At 66.1% G+C, this 17,010-nt stretch carries 18 protein-coding genes and 1 pseudogene; 11 read left to right on the plus strand and 8 right to left on the minus strand.

The features are described from left to right. Window positions 1-22 precede the first annotated feature (22 nt). From KBY88_RS05340 to KBY88_RS05355, 5 genes and pseudogenes are all read left to right on the plus strand, one after another. Window positions 23-358: an efflux RND transporter periplasmic adaptor subunit gene (locus KBY88_RS05340; RefSeq protein WP_254938884.1), complete on the plus strand. Its 336-nt coding sequence runs from the start codon at window positions 23-25 to the stop codon at window positions 356-358. A 15-nt stretch (window positions 359-373) separates the two neighbouring features. Continuing rightward, window positions 374-442: pseudogene (locus tag KBY88_RS16390) on the plus strand (hypothetical protein); the annotation flags it as partial. A 65-nt stretch (window positions 443-507) separates the two neighbouring features. After that, window positions 508-1,521: an efflux RND transporter permease subunit gene (locus KBY88_RS16395; protein WP_514130635.1), complete on the plus strand. Its 1,014-nt coding sequence runs from the start codon at window positions 508-510 to the stop codon at window positions 1,519-1,521. After that, window positions 1,518-3,689: an efflux RND transporter permease subunit gene (locus KBY88_RS05350; protein ID WP_514130636.1), complete on the plus strand. Its 2,172-nt coding sequence runs from the start codon at window positions 1,518-1,520 to the stop codon at window positions 3,687-3,689. The genes KBY88_RS16395 and KBY88_RS05350 overlap by 4 nt, the downstream gene beginning before the upstream one ends. A 1,006-nt stretch (window positions 3,690-4,695) precedes the next feature. Continuing rightward, complete coding sequence (locus KBY88_RS05355; protein WP_254938885.1) at window positions 4,696-5,514, plus strand: N-acetylmuramoyl-L-alanine amidase; 819 nt, start codon at window positions 4,696-4,698, stop codon at window positions 5,512-5,514. A gap of 13 nt (window positions 5,515-5,527) precedes the next feature. Here KBY88_RS05355 and KBY88_RS05360 read toward each other — a convergent pair whose 3' ends face one another. Further along, window positions 5,528-5,707, minus strand: coding sequence for a hypothetical protein (locus tag KBY88_RS05360; RefSeq protein WP_254938886.1), 180 nt, complete (start codon window positions 5,705-5,707; stop codon window positions 5,528-5,530). A gap of 313 nt (window positions 5,708-6,020) precedes the next feature. Between KBY88_RS05360 and KBY88_RS05365 the strand changes: the two genes are divergently transcribed. Beyond that, window positions 6,021-6,419 (plus strand): DUF8680 family protein, encoded by a 399-nt coding sequence (locus KBY88_RS05365; protein ID WP_254938887.1) that lies wholly within the window; start codon window positions 6,021-6,023, stop codon window positions 6,417-6,419. 141 nt (window positions 6,420-6,560) lie between these two features. Here the strand turns inward: KBY88_RS05365 and KBY88_RS05370 are convergent, their stop codons facing one another. The 4 genes from KBY88_RS05370 to KBY88_RS05385 form a co-directional block, all read right to left on the minus strand. Next, the gene (locus KBY88_RS05370; RefSeq protein ID WP_254938888.1) at window positions 6,561-7,361 is read right to left on the minus strand and encodes a glycosyltransferase family 2 protein; all 801 of its coding nucleotides are present in this window, start codon (window positions 7,359-7,361) and stop codon (window positions 6,561-6,563) included. Window positions 7,362-7,702: 341 nt separating this feature from the next. Continuing rightward, window positions 7,703-7,918, minus strand: a complete 216-nt coding sequence (locus tag KBY88_RS05375) for a Nif11-like leader peptide family natural product precursor (RefSeq protein ID WP_254938889.1) — start codon at window positions 7,916-7,918, stop codon at window positions 7,703-7,705. A 23-nt stretch (window positions 7,919-7,941) separates the two neighbouring features. Continuing rightward, the gene (locus KBY88_RS05380) at window positions 7,942-8,463 is read right to left on the minus strand and encodes a thermonuclease family protein (RefSeq protein ID WP_254938890.1); all 522 of its coding nucleotides are present in this window, start codon (window positions 8,461-8,463) and stop codon (window positions 7,942-7,944) included. Window positions 8,464-8,471: 8 nt separating this feature from the next. Then, on the minus strand, window positions 8,472-8,756 hold the full coding sequence (locus KBY88_RS05385; protein ID WP_254938891.1) for a thermonuclease family protein: 285 nt from the start codon (window positions 8,754-8,756) through the stop codon (window positions 8,472-8,474). A gap of 642 nt (window positions 8,757-9,398) precedes the next feature. Here KBY88_RS05385 and KBY88_RS05390 point away from each other — a divergent pair. After that, entirely contained in the window at window positions 9,399-12,260 is a 2,862-nt protein-coding gene (locus tag KBY88_RS05390; protein ID WP_254938892.1) for a cyclic nucleotide-binding domain-containing protein, read from the plus strand. 106 nt (window positions 12,261-12,366) lie between these two features. Here the strand turns inward: KBY88_RS05390 and KBY88_RS05395 are convergent, their stop codons facing one another. Beyond that, window positions 12,367-13,260 (minus strand): SDR family NAD(P)-dependent oxidoreductase, encoded by an 894-nt coding sequence (locus tag KBY88_RS05395; protein ID WP_254938893.1) that lies wholly within the window; start codon window positions 13,258-13,260, stop codon window positions 12,367-12,369. A 276-nt stretch (window positions 13,261-13,536) separates the two neighbouring features. Between KBY88_RS05395 and KBY88_RS05400 the strand changes: the two genes are divergently transcribed. Next, a complete protein-coding gene (locus KBY88_RS05400; protein ID WP_254938894.1) occupies window positions 13,537-13,740 on the plus strand; it encodes a hypothetical protein in 204 nt (67 codons plus the stop codon). Between the two features lie 38 nt (window positions 13,741-13,778). Here KBY88_RS05400 and KBY88_RS05405 read toward each other — a convergent pair whose 3' ends face one another. Together KBY88_RS05405 and KBY88_RS05410 are read right to left on the minus strand one after the other, a co-directional pair. After that, a complete protein-coding gene (locus tag KBY88_RS05405) occupies window positions 13,779-14,354 on the minus strand; it encodes a DUF305 domain-containing protein (protein WP_254938895.1) in 576 nt (191 codons plus the stop codon). A 1,281-nt stretch (window positions 14,355-15,635) separates the two neighbouring features. Further along, entirely contained in the window at window positions 15,636-16,052 is a 417-nt protein-coding gene (locus KBY88_RS05410; protein ID WP_254938896.1) for a heavy metal-responsive transcriptional regulator, read from the minus strand. Between the two features lie 64 nt (window positions 16,053-16,116). Here KBY88_RS05410 and KBY88_RS05415 point away from each other — a divergent pair, with 64 nt between their 5' ends. The 3 genes from KBY88_RS05415 (at window position 16,117) to KBY88_RS05425 (ending at window position 16,956) form a co-directional block, all read left to right on the plus strand. Further along, window positions 16,117-16,344 carry a DUF3721 domain-containing protein gene (locus tag KBY88_RS05415; RefSeq protein WP_254938897.1) on the plus strand — a complete coding sequence of 76 codons (228 nt, stop codon included), beginning with the start codon at window positions 16,117-16,119 and terminating at the stop codon, window positions 16,342-16,344. A 16-nt stretch (window positions 16,345-16,360) separates the two neighbouring features. Continuing rightward, window positions 16,361-16,654 (plus strand): DUF3721 domain-containing protein, encoded by a 294-nt coding sequence (locus KBY88_RS05420; RefSeq protein WP_254938898.1) that lies wholly within the window; start codon window positions 16,361-16,363, stop codon window positions 16,652-16,654. Window positions 16,655-16,716: 62 nt separating this feature from the next. Continuing rightward, window positions 16,717-16,956, plus strand: a complete 240-nt coding sequence (locus tag KBY88_RS05425) for a hypothetical protein (protein WP_315858104.1) — start codon at window positions 16,717-16,719, stop codon at window positions 16,954-16,956. The last annotated feature ends 54 nt before the right edge of the window (window positions 16,957-17,010 follow it).

Genomic DNA, 17,010 nt, shown 5'->3' on the forward strand with positions numbered 1-17,010 from the left:
ATTCGACAACCAAGGCGGACGGTTGCCCAGTGGCGTCAAGGTGCGCACCCAGCTGGTGTTGGAGCGGAGCCAGCCGCTGTCGGTGCCCTTCAAGGCCTTGCTGCAACTCGCCGGCCAGAGTTTCGTGTCCATCCCAGGAAGCCTCACCGAGCTGCGCGCCAACCCCGACAGGGCCGACCTGGCCTCCCTGGCCAGGCGGCCGCCCTCCACCCAGGTGGCCCTGCAGCGTCCTGTGTTCTTGGGTCCGCTGCAGAACAACCGCTATCCGGTGCTGAGCGGCCTCAGAGACGGAGTGAGCGTGATCACCTCGAACCTGATCAACCTCCGCCACGGTCTGCCGATCAAGCCCAGGTCCTAGACCGCCGCCTGCCCCATGGCGCTCTCGAACCAATTCATCCGTCGGCCCGTGCTCACGGCGGTGTGCAGTCTGCTGATCGTGATCGCCGGCTTGCTCTCGATCCCCCAGCTGCCGGTGGAGAACCTGCCGGACATCGCCCCCCCCCCACCGTGCTTGTCTCGGCCAACTACACCGGTGCCAATGCGCTCAGCGTTGAGCAGGGCGTCACCTCGGTGCTGGAGCAGCAGATCAATGGTGTCGAGGGGATGGAGTACATCACCTCCAGCAGCGCATCGGATGGCAGCGGCGCTATCACCGTGGCTTTCGCCAACGGCACCGACAGGAACAGTAACCAGGTGAACGTGCAGAACCGGGTGGGCCTGGTGGAACCCCAGCTGCCGGAAGCTGTGCGCCAGTCGGGGGTCTCGGTGAACAAGGCCTCCACCTCGATCCTGCTCGTCTACATCTTCGGCAGCACCGATGCCGGAAAGCCCTACAGCGTCGAGACGATCAGCGGCCTGCTGGACCAGGGCCTCACCGACGAAATCAAACGGGTGAGCGGGGTGGGGGATGTGACCTACTTCGGAAACCGCCAGCTGGCCGTCCGCCTCTGGCTCAACCCCAGCAGTCTCACCGTCAATGGCCTCACCGCTTCCGATGTGGTCGACGCGCTGACCAGCCAGAACAGGCTGGTGCCGGCGGGCCAGATGGGCGGCTCGCCGGCTGCAGCCCAGCAGGAATTCACCTTCAGCGTCGAACTGCAGGGCCGGCTCACGTCGGTCTCGGACTTTGAGAACCTGATCGTGCGCAGGACCCCCAGTGGAGCGCTGGTGCGCCTCAAGGATGTGGGCCGGGTCGCGCTGGGCGGCGAGAGCTATGCCGTCAGCAGCACCGACATCAACGGCGTTCCATCGGTGGGCATGGCCGTGTATCAGCTCAGCGGCAGCAATGCCCTCGAGGACTCCACCGGCGTCAAGAACGTTCTGGAGAGCTTCGCCCGTGGCCTGCCGGTGGGAGTGAAGATGGAGAAGGTCTACGACAACAGCGATTTCATCGACGCGTCGATCGACGGTGTGGTTGCGGCGCTGCGGGAAGCGATCGTGCTCGTGGTGCTGATTCTGTTCCTGTTCCTCCAGGACTGGAAAGCGACGTTGGTGCCCATGATCGCGATTCCTGTCACGTGATCGGCACCTTCGCCGTGGCCAAGCTCGTCGGCGTGTCGCTCAACCAGCTCACCCTGTTCGGCCTTGTGCTGGCGACCGGCCTGGTGGTGGATGACGCCATCGTCGTGATCGAGGACACCGTGAGCAAGAAGTGCGAGGGCCTCAGCGCCCAGGACGCGGCGCGGGCGACCATGGACGAGCTGTTCGGCGCGATCCTCGCCACCTCGCTGGTGCTGATCGCGGTGTTCGTGCCCGTGCTGTTTTTCCCCGGGGCCACCGGAACGATCTACAAGCAGTTCGGCGTCACGATCATGGTGGCGATCGCCATCTCCACCTTCAACGCCCTGACCTTTTCGCCGATGCTCGCAGCCCTTCTCCTGGACCGCGAGGACACCGCACCCGACCGCACCGACTACGCCATCGGTGGCACCACCTTGGCCTTCATCTTCGCGGTGCTGCTCAGCGGCGGCGGCGTGGTCGTGACCCTGGTTGCCCTTGTGCTCGGAACCCTGCTGGGCTACGGCCTGGGCAAGGTCACCGGCAGGCCATTGCTGGTGCCGCTGGCCACGGCCGGTGGCGTGATCGGTATGCTGATCGGCGGGGTGGACCATCCGCTCACGGTCGGGCTCTGCACCGCCCTGGGACTGCTGGTGAGCTGGTTCACGCCAGAGATCTTCAACCGCTTCAACCTGATCTATGCCGCGATGGAGCGTCAGTACCACAGCGGTCTGGACTGGGTGCTCAGCCACCGGCGCCGGGTGATGGCCCTGTTGCTGAGGGGAGTTGTTCTCACCGGGGTAGCCTTCACGGCCATTCCCACGGGCTTCGTGCCGGTGGAGGACCAGGGCTATGCCCTTGGCATCCTTCAGCCTCCCGAAGGCGGGTCGCTTGAGACCACCGAGCGGATCAACCAACGGGTGGCCGAGATCCGGCGCAGTGAGCCGGAGATCGCCACGGCGGCGATTTTCAGTGGGGCTGGCTTCGAGGGCAACACCCCCAACCGAGGCTTCTTCTTCTTTGGACTGAAGCCATGGGAGGAGCGCCGCAGAGCCGATCAGAGTGCCGCGGCGAGCGTGGACCGCCTCAATGGAACGCTGGCGGTTATCGAGGATGCCCGCATGATCGTCGTGGAGCCTCCACCGATTCGCGGCTATGGATATTCGGGAGGGTTTGAGTTCCAGTGGCTCGATCAGAGCGGCGGCACCCTGGACCTGGCCAGATTTACAGGGGCCGCGGACGAGCTGATCGGAAAGGCCAATGGCGATGAAGCTTTCGGCGTGGCCTTCACCCAGTTTTCGGCGGCCTCCCCGAAGGTCCGGGTTCAGGTGGATCGCGATCGCCTGGCGGCCCTGGGTGTGGATTTCGGCGACGCCATGGAGGCCTTCAGCGTGACCATGGGCAGCAGCTACGTGAATGACACGATCCAGTCAGGCAAGGTGCGTCGTGTCGACGTTCAGGCAGACCTGGGCTTCCGCACCAGCCCCGAACGGCCTTCCTCGCTCTACGTCAACAACCGAGCCGGCAAGCCGATCGTGTTCTCGGAAGTCTTCCGGGTGGAGCCCAGCACCGGCCCTGCCGTCATCCCCAACTTCAACCTCTACCGCTCGATCAAAGTCGAAGGAAAGGCGGCGTCTGGGCGCAGTTCCGGTGAGGCGATCAAGGGCATGCAGACCCTGTTCCGTGGCCTGCGGATCAACGGCCTTGGTTACGACTGGACGGGGATTTCCCGTGAGGAGCTCAAGGCCGGCTCCCTGGCACTGGCGATCTTCGCCCTGGGAATCCTGGTGGTGTACCTGGTGCTGGCGGCCCAATACGAGAGCCTCAGCGATCCGCTGATCGTGCTGATGACCGTGCCCACCGCGATGCTGGGTGGCCTGCTGTTCCTGACCCTGCGCGGTGAGGTGCTGAACGTCTATGCCCAGGTGGGTCTGGTGATGCCGATCGGCCTCGCGGCCAAGAATGGAATTCTAATCGTGGATTTGGCCAATCAGCGCCTGGCGGGGGGGCTGGCTGTCCTGGAGTCGGCGCGGGAGTCGGCACGCTCCAGGCTGCGTCCGATCCTGATGACCGCGATCGCGTCGCTGCTGGGATTCCTGCCCCTGGTGTTCTCCACCGGAGCGGGTGCCCGCAGCCAGATTTCCCTGGGCACGGTGGTGTTCGGTGGTCTCGCCGTGGCCACCGTTCTGTAACTGTTCGTGGTGCCGGTGTTCTATGTGGAGCTCAAGGGCTGGCTGGGGCGCCCGGCTGAATCGAGCACTGCTGGGGAGATTTGAGGCCCCGGTGGCTTCGGGAGTGAGCCCGCTCCTCGCCGCTGCCCATCCACGGCTCGGCCTTCAGTGCTGTCCGGACTGACCACGGGGAGTGCGCCCACGGTTCGCTCTTCGGGCCGGCTGGCGGGCTCCCTTTCCCCATCCCCGGGGTGCACTCGGATGGCCCGGTTCAGCCAGGCCCTCTCCATCCTTCAGCACCTGTTGAACGCTGGGCCATCGGGGGCGCTCCCTCCCCCTGGTCTGCGCAGCGTGGCGGGCCCTGGCGGGTGCTGAATCCGGTGCTCCGGGGCCCCGGCACGCAGCTGCGGTTGCCATTGAGGGAACGACGTCGGATTCACTCCAGAGGACGCACAACCTCGCGTATCTGGAGACAAAGGAGCGCTAACGGCTACCCCCAGAGCGGTTCAGTGCTCGTAGCCGTTCCCCCCAACCGTCCGGCCGGAGTGCTGCCACCCAGGGGCGAGGGAGCGGGGGTAAGACCGGATGTCAGGACTGGGATGTGACGGTGCCGGCAGGCCCCATACCGGCCCAGAGCATCGGTGTGGGCGAAGGGCCTAGCCTCCGCCAGTGGGTCGGGGTGGGGCTGTGTTCCGTGAGCGCTGCCGCCAGATCGACTCGGCGGGCTCTGCGTCCCCACCGGCTGACCGCTGCCGGGCCCCCCCGATCGGTGCGCCGATGCGCTCCGGTGTCGACGACCCCCCTGCTCACTCCCCAGCCTCCCGCGCCATGACTGACGCTGCCACCATCGGGCCAGCCTTCCCAGCGGCGTCCCCAGGGGGCCGCATTGCCGAGGAATCGTGGCGCTGCGGTGACGGGAATGTGCGATCCAGCGCTGGGGCAGGGGTTGGTCGCTCCGCCTTCAGGCCAGGGCCGTTGACCGGCACCGTCCTGCACTGGTCCTTCGGCCGCTTCGTGGCCTAGGCCCATGACCCCTGTCTGGCCTTGGCGCTCGATTCACCTGGTCCTGGCCCTGCTGGGGTTGACGGCCATCGGCGGCTGTGCGGGTCTCCGGCTGCCCTGGCCCGGAGTGTCCGGTGCTCCCAAACCGGACTGGTCGGTGCAGACGCTGCTGCCCACTGGGCTGGCCCGCCAACCGGAACCCGTGCTGCAGCGCTGCGCCACTCGGCTTGGACTCAAGCCCGAACGGGCTGCCCTGGCCCACCCCACCAACTTCGGAGATCGCCAGGCGGCCGATGGGTTCGCGCGTGCGGTTCCGCACCAGCCGCAGCTGATTGTGCTGCACGAAACTGTGTTCGACGGGCCGCGCACGGTGGCCTTCTTCCAGACGCCCCACCCCAACGACGCCGACCAGGCCAGCTACCACCTGGTCATCGAGCGCGATGGGCGGCGCCTGAGGATCGTGCCTGATGGCAAGCGGGCCTACGGGGCCGGTCGATCGGCGTTCGGGGATTTCAGCGTGCGGATCAAGCCCACCTCGCTGGGGTCGATCAACAATGTGGCGCTGCATCTCAGCCTGGTGTCACCCGCCGATGGCCTTGGCGATGGCGCGGCCCACTCCGGTTACACACCGGCCCAGTACAACGTTGCCGCTGCCCAGGTGCTGCTCTGGCAGGCCCGGTTCGGCCTTCCCCTCAGCCGCCTGACCACCCATGCGGCGGTGGACCGCAGCCGCAGCCGCTACGACCCCCGGAGCTTCCGCTGGGATCGATTCATGGCCGCCTATGTCGCTGCCGCCCGTCGTTGTGCGCTGGAGAGCTACGACAACGGCCGAGCCAGCCCTTGAGCGTGCTCGCGCTTCAGTGAAGCCCAGCCAGCGGGTTGGGGGTGCGGTTGAGATGAATCCCCAGGTAGGTGGCCTCCTGGCTGAGGGCCTGTTTCAGGGTGATGTTGCCGGCGGCGGCGGCGGCGGCGTAACGGACGAGCAGCGAGTCCCTAAGAGCTTGGTCGCGGGCGGGGCTGGAGGTGGATTGGGCCATGGGTGGGTGGGCGGAAGCGCGGATGATGGAGCCGCTGATCAAGCGTGGGTCACTTTCGAAAATACTAGCCCTTGATCTGTCTGTAGCAGATGACACCAGTTTTGGCGCGTGTCAGCGACTGGGCACCTCTGGCGGGGCGCTGGTGCGAGTCGGCGCTGGTGGGGGTGCCCCATCCAATCCGCTCAGATCCCAACTCCGATCAGGAAGGTTCGGGGATCCCCTCGGAGCGCCGGCGGACCAGGGGCCTCCGCCTGAGCAGCCCGTGGTTGCGGTGGCCATGGTGCAAGGGTGGAGTTCCAAGCGAAGCAACCCCATGGCGGACGCGCCTTATCTCGTTTGCCTTGCACTCGCCGAGCAAGCTGGCAAGAGGCTTCTGCCTCTGGCCGGTCAATCCCAGCCAGGGGCCACCGCAACGGCAGGCACGCCGGGGGCCCTGGCCAAGGGCCTTGCCCTGGAACTCCTGATCAGGTTGTGGCAGCGTACCGATCAGGGAGCGATCGCCCGGGTCTGCGGGATGGAAAGCCTGTTGCTGCTGGAACTTCCGCTGGAGTGGATGAGTGCGGAACTGCCCTCGCTCAAAGCGGCCTGGATCAATGGTGGACCCACGGAGGACCTGCTGAGTGGCCTGCAGGAGCACATGGTTCAGGGATGGTGTCTTTCGATGGCGAAGTATGAGGAACCGCGCTTTACCCCATGGCCTGCGAAGATCTGACGCCGCAGGTTGATCACAGCCGGAAACTCACCGAGCGCTGAGGTGGTTGGTCTTTGGGGATCGCTACCATGGGATCTGTCTATTCGTCGCTCCAGCAGCTCCTGATTGTGGCTGGCCGCTCGGCAACGAAGCCGCAACGATTCAGACAGCAGCGAATCCAGTCCTGAGGACCTGGGGGTCCTTTTCTGAAAGCCGTACGGCTTGCGTGGCAACACCATTCCACGGGGATGAATCAATGTAAGCCTGGGAAAGAATCTGTTCTCCACGTTCCCAGGCACATCTTCGCGAGAGAAGCTCCAGGTCGTCAAACCATTTGGTTCTGGTCATCTGCCCACCATGCAAGCGAATGTGATAAACATAGGCATTAATGATGATTCCGGGTGCCATGCAGGTGACGGCCATCATCATGCCAATGTCTTCGCCTTGAGGGAGCCCCATCCAGCCACCGGCCCTCTTCATGAGATTCGCTTCGACAAGCAAAGTGGTGGGCCCCAGCGGAATGCTGGCCTTTGGTGTTGGCCAGGCGCGCCACACATCCCCAGGGGAACTGGGACCTGCGGGAACGATGCCTGGATCAATCTTGCTGTCATCTGTGCAATATCCAGCCGACCAGAGGGCACCCTGTTGACCCTTGAGGGCAGCGAGTCGTTGATCAATGGAGTGGGGATAGAGCCAGTCGTCGTCATCGGCACTGGTGATCCATTGTCCCCGTGCCATGGCCAGGCCTAGATTGCGCGCTGAGGCCTGGCCGATCGGTCGCTCCGTGGCGATGATGGTGGCGCCGTCGCACAGGCCGGCAGGGAGATCGACGCGTAGGGCTCCATCAACAACAATGACATGCTCGACGGCGCAATCGTTGTTTTTCAGGCTTTGATTCAACTCCCCCAGCATGCTGAGCCGATCGGGCAGCAGCCTGGTTGGAGTGATTACACTGACAGTCATCTAATTGTCTAAAACTTGCTCTTTTCTTCGACTCGATGAAGGCTTCACGTGTGCCATCGCCTGGGTTTGGTGATGGCGTAAACAACGATTATGGGAAAGATTCCAGTTGCGTTATGCCAGGGCCAGCTTGCCACTCTCTAGGGGTGAACCAATAGGATACCAGTAGGGAGCTGGACAAGAAAATCCTTGGGAATTTTCACTGTCCATGCGATTAGTTGCCCCCTGGGATCGTTGCTTCCACGGCGGCGCGAGCACGTCGAGGCTGAATGTTCATGGTTTCAGCGCGGCCCGGACGTTTCCTCACTCGATCCATGGGGTGGGGTAGGGCTGATCGGGATGATTCAGCTGTATTCGCCAGGAATGTCCTGTTTGGTGATCGTCACCCGCCCGATTGTCTGGCCTGAAGCGCGCAGCAGTTCATCGCCGGAGAAGGGGTAGCCCAAGGCGGCTGCAATCTGAGCCACGTCGTCGGCGGTTGAAGCCGCCAACACCTGCTGGCGCAGGGCTGGATCGTCCTGTACGCGCCCAAGAAAGTCCTTCAGCTGCTGGTGGGCCATGGCCGCGGGCCGCCTCGGTTGGTTCAAGCATCGCGCAAACCCAGGGGCGGTGCCGCCCTGCCCCGCCTGGAGGGGGCCTGGCGTTCCGGTTCAGGAGAACGGCGACCGGCTCCGGGGCGCCGTCGGCAGCGAGATCCTGGCGCAGGCTGACCTCCGCGCAGGCGTTCGTAGGCCACCCCATCGCCGTCGCCATCGGGGTGGTTGTGCCCTTGGCGCAGCAGTTCCTGGGCCAGGGCGAACGAGCCGATCTGTTGGCAGCGGTGGCCAGCGCCCGGGGCCATCGGACGCGCCGGGAGGGCTGCCGCCCCACCTCCAAGGTCGACGCTCGGGCGGCCCCTGGAGGTGGGGCGCCCCTGGCGGAAGTCCCAGGGCCGGGTGATGCCGTTCGTTATCTGCCAGACCCCGTGGCGGTGGCGGCTGGCCCGAAACTCCGCATCGAGGAACGATCTGGCGTTGCAGGCGCCCAGGTACCGGCGATAGGCAAACGCCTGGCCGTCCTCCACCATCGCCAGATTCAGATTCACTGATCCGATCACCTCAGCCACGGTGCGGCCTAGCGGTCAATGGCCTTGGGGATCAAGCGCACCGGGCGGCCAATGGGGAGCCGGGCCAGCAAGGATTGGCGTGCCTGCTGGCCGTAGGGCCCCTGGGCCAACTCAGGGGCATCGATGCAGGCCAGGCGCACGGTGATCGGCTTGCCACCCCTGCCCACGCGGATGGTGTCGCCGTCACCGACTGAAAGCACCACCGCCTGAAACGCCAGCTCAGCTGAGGCCGGTCCCGGGAGGAACAGTCCGAAGGCCGTCAAGGCTCCCAGCAGCGGTGAGCCCTGCGCCATCCCACCACTCTGCCGAGACGGCCCGGCCATCAAAGGCCGATCGTGCGCCCCCCCCTCCCTGCCACTCAGCTCAGCATCGGCAACCACAGGAGGGTTGGTCCAGCACCCTCCCCAGGACGAGCCCATCCACCGCCCTGGGGATCAGCTGCCACAATTCCATCGCCCGCTGGCCCGATCGTGAACCGCTGACGGTTCCACCGGAGCGCTGGGCCAGGCGGGAGATGCCGTGCCCCACCCCACCGGTGGCAAGGTGACCAGGAGGGTATCCGCAGGGGCTGGACGAGGCCGGATCCAGGTTCCCTGTGGGTCTGGCCAGTCGTCTCAGGTCGCCTTCTGGGCACCGGTGCTGGGTGGGTCGGCATCGAGACGCGACAGGGGTTGTGCCCGGGCCTGTCAGCGATGGGCGGACCCCATCGATGGCGCCTGACCCGTTACGCGTTGGCGGGGTCGACTTGCCGCCTGCGCTGGCTGGAGGCTTTCCAGGGGCACCAGGTCGGCTGACCATCGGCAGCACGGAAGGTCCGGGCCTCGGACCACTCCGATCAGCACGTCCGCTTCAACCCCCGCAACACCATCAGAGCTCCTGAAACCAGTAGCTCCCGGCCTTGATCGCTAAGGTTTGCCCATCGTTTTCAGGGCCTGATGGCGATCCCGGTGGGCGAATCCCGGATGCACGTCATCCGTTGGATTCTCACGACGGCCTGGCTGCTGATCATCGCCTCGCTGTTCTTCGACCCCTGGAGCCCCGCGCTCACCGAGCCGGGCCACCCCTGGAGCCCGCTGCGCCTGAGCGAGGCCTGCGTGCCTGTGCAGGACCGTTGCCTGGTGGAGCAGCCCTATCCGCTGGGCACCACGTTGTTCTGGGGCGCGGTGGTGCCATCGGGGATCTTCATCCTGCTGGTGTTCGGCCATGAGCTGTGGCGCCGCATCTGCCCGCTCTCCTTCCTCTCCCAGATCCCCCGCGCCCTCGGACTGCAGCGCCAGATCGCCAAGCTCAACCCCCGTACCGGCGAGCGGCGCCCCCAGCTGGCCAAGGTGCCCGCCGATTCCTGGCTGGCCCGCCACTACTCCGGCGTGCAGTTCGGCTGGCTGTTTGTGGGCCTCTGCGGCCGCCTGCTGTTCTTCAACGCCGACAGGCTGGTGCTGGCCGCCTGGCTGCTGGGCACGATTGCGGTGGCGATGGCTGTGGGCTGGTTGTATGGCGGCAAGGCCTGGTGCCAGTACTTCTGCCCGATGGCACCGGTGCAGAGCGTGTTCTCCGCCCCCTCCGGTCTGCTGGGCAGCAAGGCCCACCTGAGCGAGCAGCCGATCACCCAGTCGATGTGCCGCACCACCCTGCCCGATGGCAGCGAGCAGAGCGCCTGTGTGGCCTGCCAGCAGCCCTGCATCGACATCGACGCCGAGCGCATGTACTGGGCGCGGATCACCACGCCGGCCTTTGCCTTCGAGCGCTACGGCTACGTGGGGCTGGTGCTGGGCTATTTCTTCTACTACTACCTCTACGCCGGCAACTGGGACTACTACTTCTCGGGGATCTGGGTCCGCCAGAGCGATCAGCTCGCCACCCTGTTCAGCCCCGGCCTGTTCCTGTTCGGCCAGGCCATCGCCATCCCCCGTCTGGTGGCGGTGCCCCTGGTGCTGGGGCTGTTCACCTGGCTGGGGGTGGTGGGGGGGCGCTGGATCGAAGCCGGGGCACGCGCCCGGGAACGGCGTCGGGCCGCCCGTTCCGGCTCCGCGCCGCTGCCGCCGGAACAGCTTCGCCACCGCCTCTTCGTGGTGGCCACCTTCCTGGTGTTCAATTTCTTTTTTCTGTTCGCGGGCCGGCCCCTGCTCCGGCTGTTGCCCTCCTGGGTGCAGTGGCTGTTCGATGCGGTTCTGGTGGCCGTCAGCACCTTGTGGCTGGTGCAGGCCTGGCGCCGCAACCCCGAGCTCTACAGCCGCGAGAACCTGGCGAGCCGCTTCCGCAAGCAGCTGGAACGGCTCCAGCTCGATGTGGGCCGCTTCCTCGATGGCCGCACGCTCGGCGATCTCAACGCCCAAGAGGTGTATGTGCTGGCCAAGGTGCTGCCGGGCTTCAGCAGTGAGAAGCGGCATGAGGCCTACAAGGGCGTGGTGCGCGAAGCCCTCGAGGAGGGTTACGTGAGCGTGGCCACCAGCCTGGAGGTATTGCAGCAGATGCGCCGCGAGCTCGGCATCTCCGACGACGAGCACGAGCAGCTTTTGGAGGAGCTGGGGGTTGAAGATCCCTCGCTCCTGGATCCCGACAGGCGCCGCAGCCTGGAGGATCAGGTGCGGTTGAGCGGCTACCGGAAAGCGTTGGAGCGGCTGATGCGGCTCCAAAGCCGTGCGAGCACTCCGCAGGGGAGGAGCGATCGGAGCGATCCCGGGGCCATCGGCTCCCTCCGGCGCACCTTCGCGATCACCGCTGCCGAAGAGGAGAGTGTGATCGGGGGGTTGTCGCCCCAGGCCAGCGCCGCACAGAAGGCTGAGGTGCTGCTCCAGCGCCTGCCGGAGCTGATTGAGGCCTATCGCGCCCTTCAGCAGCCCTCCAGGGCGGACCAGTCAGTGTTGCGCAGCCTGCTGAGTGAGCACATCCGCCACCGGCAGGAGCTGAGCCTTCGGGCCATCCTCACAGCACTGGCCACCCTGCAGCAGGATCCCGCCGTGCCGGCCCTGGTGGCCCAGTTGCAGCGGATGGCGCCGCTGAGCCTGCTCCAGCTGCTGGAGCGGGAGCCCTGGCGGGAGCGGCTGCCGGCGGAGGTGCTGGAGGCGCTCACCCAGCCGGGCGCGGCGGCTCCGTCCTGCTCCTTGGAGATTTCTTTGCCTGTCTCTCTCCATCACCTGGAAACCCTGGTGCAGGACCGCAACCCGCTGATCCAGGCGGCCGCCCTGGTCCTGATGGCGCAGTTGGACCGGGTACGCGGCCAGGCCTTGGCCCTTGCGCAGCGTGAGGGGGGGGTGCCCGCCCTGCTGCAGCGGACCGCTGAGCGGTTGCAGGCCTTGGGGGTGGGGGGCGATCCGCCCCGTCTGGACACCTTCGAGGAGCTGGAAAAGCGGGTGTACCTGGCCACCAGCGCGGCCTTCCGCGGCCTGCATCTCGACACCCTCGATGCCCTGGCGGACGCCTCTGAGCTGCGCCACTACGGCGCTGGAGCCATGATCACCGAAACCGGCGACACCTGCCGCGAGCTCCTGCTGCTGATCGAGGGCGAAGCCCTCGTGCACTTCCGCGACGAAGCGGGGACACGGCCCGAGCGACTGCAGCCGGGTCAGATGCTCGATGAGCTCGAGGTGCTCACCCACAGCGCCAGCGAGAACACAATCACGGCGGCATCGGCGGGGACGCGCCTGCTGGCGGTGCCGGTCGATTCGTTCGATGCTATTCTGGAGCGCGACCAGGACTTCGCCCGGAGGGTGCTGGAACTGGAGACCCGCCAACTCCAGCGCCTGATGGGTTCGGTGCCCACCGGCTTCAACCCAAGCCACTCTCGAAGCGTTGAATGATCATGGACGTGCGCTGGCGACCGATGGCGCAGGAGTTCAGGCGCTCCATGGGGAGAGCTGTCTTGCTGAGCGGCGGGGCCCGCAGGTCAGAAGGCGAAGGCCGGAGTCAGCAGGAGGCGTGGGATAGCTGAGCGAAACCCTGCTCTGGCGTCAGCCCCAGCTGCTGGGCGCTGAGCGACCAGAGCTGCCGGGCCAGGGTGCCTGAGCAGGCCTCGGCACTGGGCGTGCTGGCCTCAAAACGCAGCCGGCCCGGGCCCAGCACCCGGTTGCTCCAGTAGTGGAAGCCCGTGGCCTCCGGCGGTGAGGCGGTGGCCAGGCCCGCCAGCAGGGCGCCAGCCCGCGAGGGCGTTTCGGTGAGGCGCAGCAGGTCGCGGGCGACCAGGGCGAACAGGGTCTGCGCCACGGGATTCCGGCGGCGGCTGTAGCGGAAGAATCCGCCCTTGCTGCGCGGGATCACGAGCCCCGGGCTCCAGGCGAACACCTGCAGGGGGGTGCCCTGCTCCCGCAGGCGCCGCCCCACCTCCCGGGCCATCAGCAAGTTGCAGAGTTTGCTGTCCTTGTAGGCCTTCTCGGCATTGAAGATGCCGCTGCCATCCAGCATCGGCGCCCCAGGGCCCTGACGGAGCCCAGCAAGATCGCCCACCCCGGCCGGCGGGCCCACCGCTCCGCCACCGTTGCTGGGGTCATGCACCTGCGAGGCAGTGACCACCAGCCGTGGTGCCGAGCCCCGCAGCAGCAGAGGCAACAGCCTCTGCAGCAGGGCCTGGTGGGCCAGGTGGTTCACCGCGATGGTGAGCTCGAACCCCTGGGCTGACCAGAGGGGTTCAGCTGCGCCGCTGTACTGCAGGCCGGCATTGAGCACGAGTGTGTCGATCGGTGCGTCTTCCACTAGCAGGAATTCAGCGCAGCGCTCGACGTTGCTCAGATCGGCCAGATCGCAGATGGGGGGTTTGGAGTTGGCCGCCCAGGCGCTGGCGCAGGGCCGCGGCGGTGGCGCCATCCCGGCAGGGCAGGGTCAGGCGGTGACCGGCCTGGAGCAGCAGGGCCGCTGCCCCAAAGCCGATGCCAGAGCTGGCGCCGGTGAGCAGGATGTGCCGGGTTGCCCCGGCCTCGCGTGCCTCAGCTCCCATGGCACCTGTCTTTGGAAGCGGCAATTCTGTCGAGCTCTCGCCGGCGGCCGATGGGGTGCTTCCCGGCCGCTCGATGGCCACCCTTGCCGTCAGAGCGGCCGTCCCTGCCGTTGAAGCCCTTCGGTACGCTGATTCCGGGGAGTTAAGTGGTAGCCATCGTTCGGGATCTGCTGCTGGCCGTCGGTCTACCCATGGCCTTGCTGGTGATCGGCACCCAGCTGCTGGAGCGCAGGGGAGAGCGCCTACCGTCCAGGCTTGGGCGGTTGTCCGAGCACTCCTCGCTGCTCTGGACCATCGGCACCGGGCTGATCCTGGCGCTGTCTCTGCTGCGCTGGTTGCTGCAGCGCTGAGGACGGCCAGGTCCTGGTGACGTTCGAATCAGGCGGATTCAGCGTCGCTCTGGATACCAGGTGCGATACCACTGCCGCATCTGCCCAATCTCTGCGCTTTGCACCTGCACCATCGTTTGCTGCAATTGGCGCAGCTCGGGGTGCCGGGTGTTCGTCTGAGCCATCGACGCCATCATCACGCCCATCTGATGGTGGGGAATCATCTGCTCGATGAAAGCTCGATCGAAATCCGCGGCCCTGAGCAGCGCGACCAGGTTCGTACCCCCGTGGCCCATGGGGCCACCTCCCATCCCCATCCCCATCCCCATCCCCATCCCCATCCCCATCCCCATCCCCATCTCCATGGGGCCCTTGCCGCCCTGCCAGCCCCATCCCGAAGCGGGCCCCCAGGCCGGCACGGCCTGGCCAAACCACTGCCGGTACCAGGCGCGCATCTGGGCATTTTCCTTCGTCTGACTGGCGTTGATGCTCTTGGCGAGGGCCTTGATCTCGGGCCTGTGCGCGCGGGTGAGGGCGAGATCGGCCATGGCGATCGCCCCGTCGTGATGGGGAATCATCATCACGATGAAGGGCCGGTCCGAGGAAGCCATTCCCATCGGACCGGCAGCACCCATGCCTCCACCAGCGTCAGGTAGCCCTGAATCCCCCCTCCAGCCCTGGGACAGCGAGGGGAAGCCCGAGACCAGCCCCGCGCTGAACGCCCCTGCGGCGGCCAGGGCCACGACCGTCGCCCTCCAGGTTCTTCTCCGTCTGTGAGTGTGATCCACCTGAGCCTCACCTGCGGGTTGCACATCCGCTTCCAGGCTGGCCAGGTTTGGAGGATGTGGGTGGCCCATGAGAGGAGATTCAACCTTCCATGAACGGGGTCCGCTGAGCCGTGGATCGGAGCTGATCCCCCCCAGGGAGTGATCCGCACCGTTGACCGACGTTGCCAGGGCCGGTTGCTTGACCTCGCCTGGGAGCTTGGGGCAGGAGAAAGGGCCCGTGCTGCCGCCGCTGGTGCTGGAGAGGCGGTCGGCCATGACAGATGCTCACGGCGCTCAGCCCCCAGCACTGGTGCGTTGGGGGCTGGTCAGTTGTGGACAGCTGCTTGCACTGCAGGTGTGGCTCAGCCCATCGGTCGTCGCGCAGGGAGGCGGGAGTGAGGCTTGAGCGATCGTCGAGCCGCGACAACGGGCCGAGATCCCTTCGGGCGTGGGGCTCCGGTGATGGCCTGATGGTTCATGGTCAGGGGGACGGCCGCGGGAGTCAGGGCTTGTGCCAGAGGCAGTCTTTCCTGGCGGTGGCGACGGAATCCTCGGCGAAATCGATGGCGACCCCATCCGCTCTGCGGAGGTAGGAGAAGGCGACGATGAGCGCCCCCTGGCTGGTGATGGTGTAAGTGGTGTGGGATCCAGCGGGCGACAGTTCCTCCCAGATACTCCTGATTGCGGAAGGGGGCCCATGGGGTCTCTGCCCGGTGTCCTGCAACCAGAATCGCCAGACGGCGATGGAACCGCTGCCGGATCGGGTTGTGGAGCCCAACGGAGACGAAGCAGCGGACATCTGTCGCCGCTGCTCAGGCGGCGGGGCCCAGCCCACCAGCCGGCTCAGGCAGGTGGGCTGGGTTGATCAGGGCGCTCACCAGCGGGCAACGGCAGGCTTCATCGCGGAACTCCGAAGGATCGGGTCACGGTGCTCCCGTGCAAGACCAGCGGAACCGGCATGATCCGCTCCAGGGCGAGAAGCATCACACTCCGATCCTGATGGCGAGGAGATCATGGAAGTCGATCTGCGCCATGCCTTTGGGCACAGCCATCAGAACACCCCATCCCCATGGATCCGCGCTGACCTTGAGGCGTGATCTTCATCAGCGGCTCCGGCATCAGCATCACCCTTGGGCGGGACAGGCTTTTTCAGATCTGAAGATTGGGGCAGATCACGTCGTCATCCTGAAGCGGATCGCTCTGCCAGTTCCCCAGCAGCGTTTGCAGCTCGACCCGCAGCAGGCCCAGCTCCTCGATGCGTTCGTCGATGCGCCCGATCTGGCGGCTGAGTTGCTGCCGGATGTCGTGGCAAGGCAGTAGCCCGGCGTCGTGGGGAGCGAGGCACGCCTGAATCTCCTCCAGGCTCAGGCCCAGGGCCTTGAGGCGGCGGATGAAGGCCAGGCGCCTCAGGCTTTCCTCACTGAAGAGCCGGTAACCACCTGAGCTTCGGCCCACGGCAGGCAGCAGGCCGAGCTCTTCGTAGTAGCGAAGCGTCTTGACGGGCAGGCCACTGCGGGCCGCCAGCGCACCGATCTTGAGGGCCTGGGGCGGGGACGGGACGATCACGGGAGTTGACTCTCCACCTGAGAGGAGACTCTAAGGTGGTCAAAATCCGCTGGTGTTGCTCCCGATGCTGTCGCCCAAGCTGCCTCGTTTCTGGAACCTCTCGGTAGCGGCTCTGGTGCTGCTGGGTGCCAACGGCGCTCGGGCCCAGGCCAATGACATGTTCCCCACAAAGATCGGCGCTGAGACGCGCGCCAAGGAGCTCAAGTGCAGCGGCACCTTCGCCATGGGCCGTGAGTGGATGCCCTGCGCCAGCTTCGAGGCCTACCAGAAGGCCGTCTCGAAGGAAAAGTGAGCCGTTGGCTCCCCCCATGCCTCTCGATCCGAGCGCTTCGGCATACCAAGACCACGCCATCCCCATGAACACCCTTCCCTTGAGGCCGCACCGTGGTGGTCATGCTGCCCTGATCCTGGTCCTGTCCGGCGCCCTGGCGGTCTTGATGCCGCCAGGCGCAGGGGCCCACATGCAGGGCATGTTCAAGACCAAAGCCGAGGCCGAGAAGCGGGCCGCTGAGCTCAAGTGCAAGGGCGCGTTCGCCATGGGTTCCCTGTGGATGCCTTGCGCCAATGAACGGTCCCTGCATGAGGCCCTGCAGAAGAACTGATGAACGCTCCAAGCAGCACCTTGCGCCAGCGACACCTACGGAGGCGCCTTCATCGCGCCCTGGTGCCGATCGCCGCGCTGCCGCTGATCATCACCGCCCTTTCAGGCTCGATCTACGGCCTGCTGCTGGCCCACAACATCGAGGCCTTCTGGCTCATGAAAATCCATACCGGCAACTTCGGGATCATCAATCTGCAGCCCTATTACTCCGCCATCATGGGGATTCTGACGTTGATCGTTGCCATCACCGGTGTCGGCCTGTGGCTCGACGGCCGCCGCAGGACAACCCCAGCCGTGAGCTGAATGCCAGCAGCCCTCAAATGCCGCTGCGAGCCCCATCGGTTGAAGTCATCTCCT

This window comes from Cyanobium sp. Morenito 9A2, assembly GCF_024345575.1.
Classification (GTDB): domain Bacteria; phylum Cyanobacteriota; class Cyanobacteriia; order PCC-6307; family Cyanobiaceae; genus ATX-6F1.

What these genes read in the sequence shown, in the direction of transcription:
- KBY88_RS05355 (WP_254938885.1), top strand. Translation starts at nt 4,696, where the DNA reads ATGACCCCTGTCTGGCCTTGGCGCTCGATTCACCTGGTCCTGGCCCTG.
- KBY88_RS05360 (WP_254938886.1), bottom strand. Translation starts at nt 5,707, where the DNA reads ATGGCCCAATCCACCTCCAGCCCCGCCCGCGACCAAGCTCTTAGGGAC.
- KBY88_RS05365 (WP_254938887.1), top strand. Translation starts at nt 6,021, where the DNA reads ATGGCGGACGCGCCTTATCTCGTTTGCCTTGCACTCGCCGAGCAAGCT.
- KBY88_RS05370 (WP_254938888.1), bottom strand. Translation starts at nt 7,361, where the DNA reads ATGACTGTCAGTGTAATCACTCCAACCAGGCTGCTGCCCGATCGGCTC.
- KBY88_RS05375 (WP_254938889.1), bottom strand. Translation starts at nt 7,918, where the DNA reads ATGGCCCACCAGCAGCTGAAGGACTTTCTTGGGCGCGTACAGGACGAT.
- KBY88_RS05385 (WP_254938891.1), bottom strand. Translation starts at nt 8,756, where the DNA reads ATGGCGCAGGGCTCACCGCTGCTGGGAGCCTTGACGGCCTTCGGACTG.
- KBY88_RS05390 (WP_254938892.1), top strand. Translation starts at nt 9,399, where the DNA reads ATGGCGATCCCGGTGGGCGAATCCCGGATGCACGTCATCCGTTGGATT.
- KBY88_RS05395 (WP_254938893.1), bottom strand. Translation starts at nt 13,260, where the DNA reads ATGGCGCCACCGCCGCGGCCCTGCGCCAGCGCCTGGGCGGCCAACTCC.
- KBY88_RS05405 (WP_254938895.1), bottom strand. Translation starts at nt 14,354, where the DNA reads ATGGGTGCTGCCGGTCCGATGGGAATGGCTTCCTCGGACCGGCCCTTC.
- KBY88_RS05415 (WP_254938897.1), top strand. Translation starts at nt 16,117, where the DNA reads ATGCTGTCGCCCAAGCTGCCTCGTTTCTGGAACCTCTCGGTAGCGGCT.
- KBY88_RS05420 (WP_254938898.1), top strand. Translation starts at nt 16,361, where the DNA reads ATGCCTCTCGATCCGAGCGCTTCGGCATACCAAGACCACGCCATCCCC.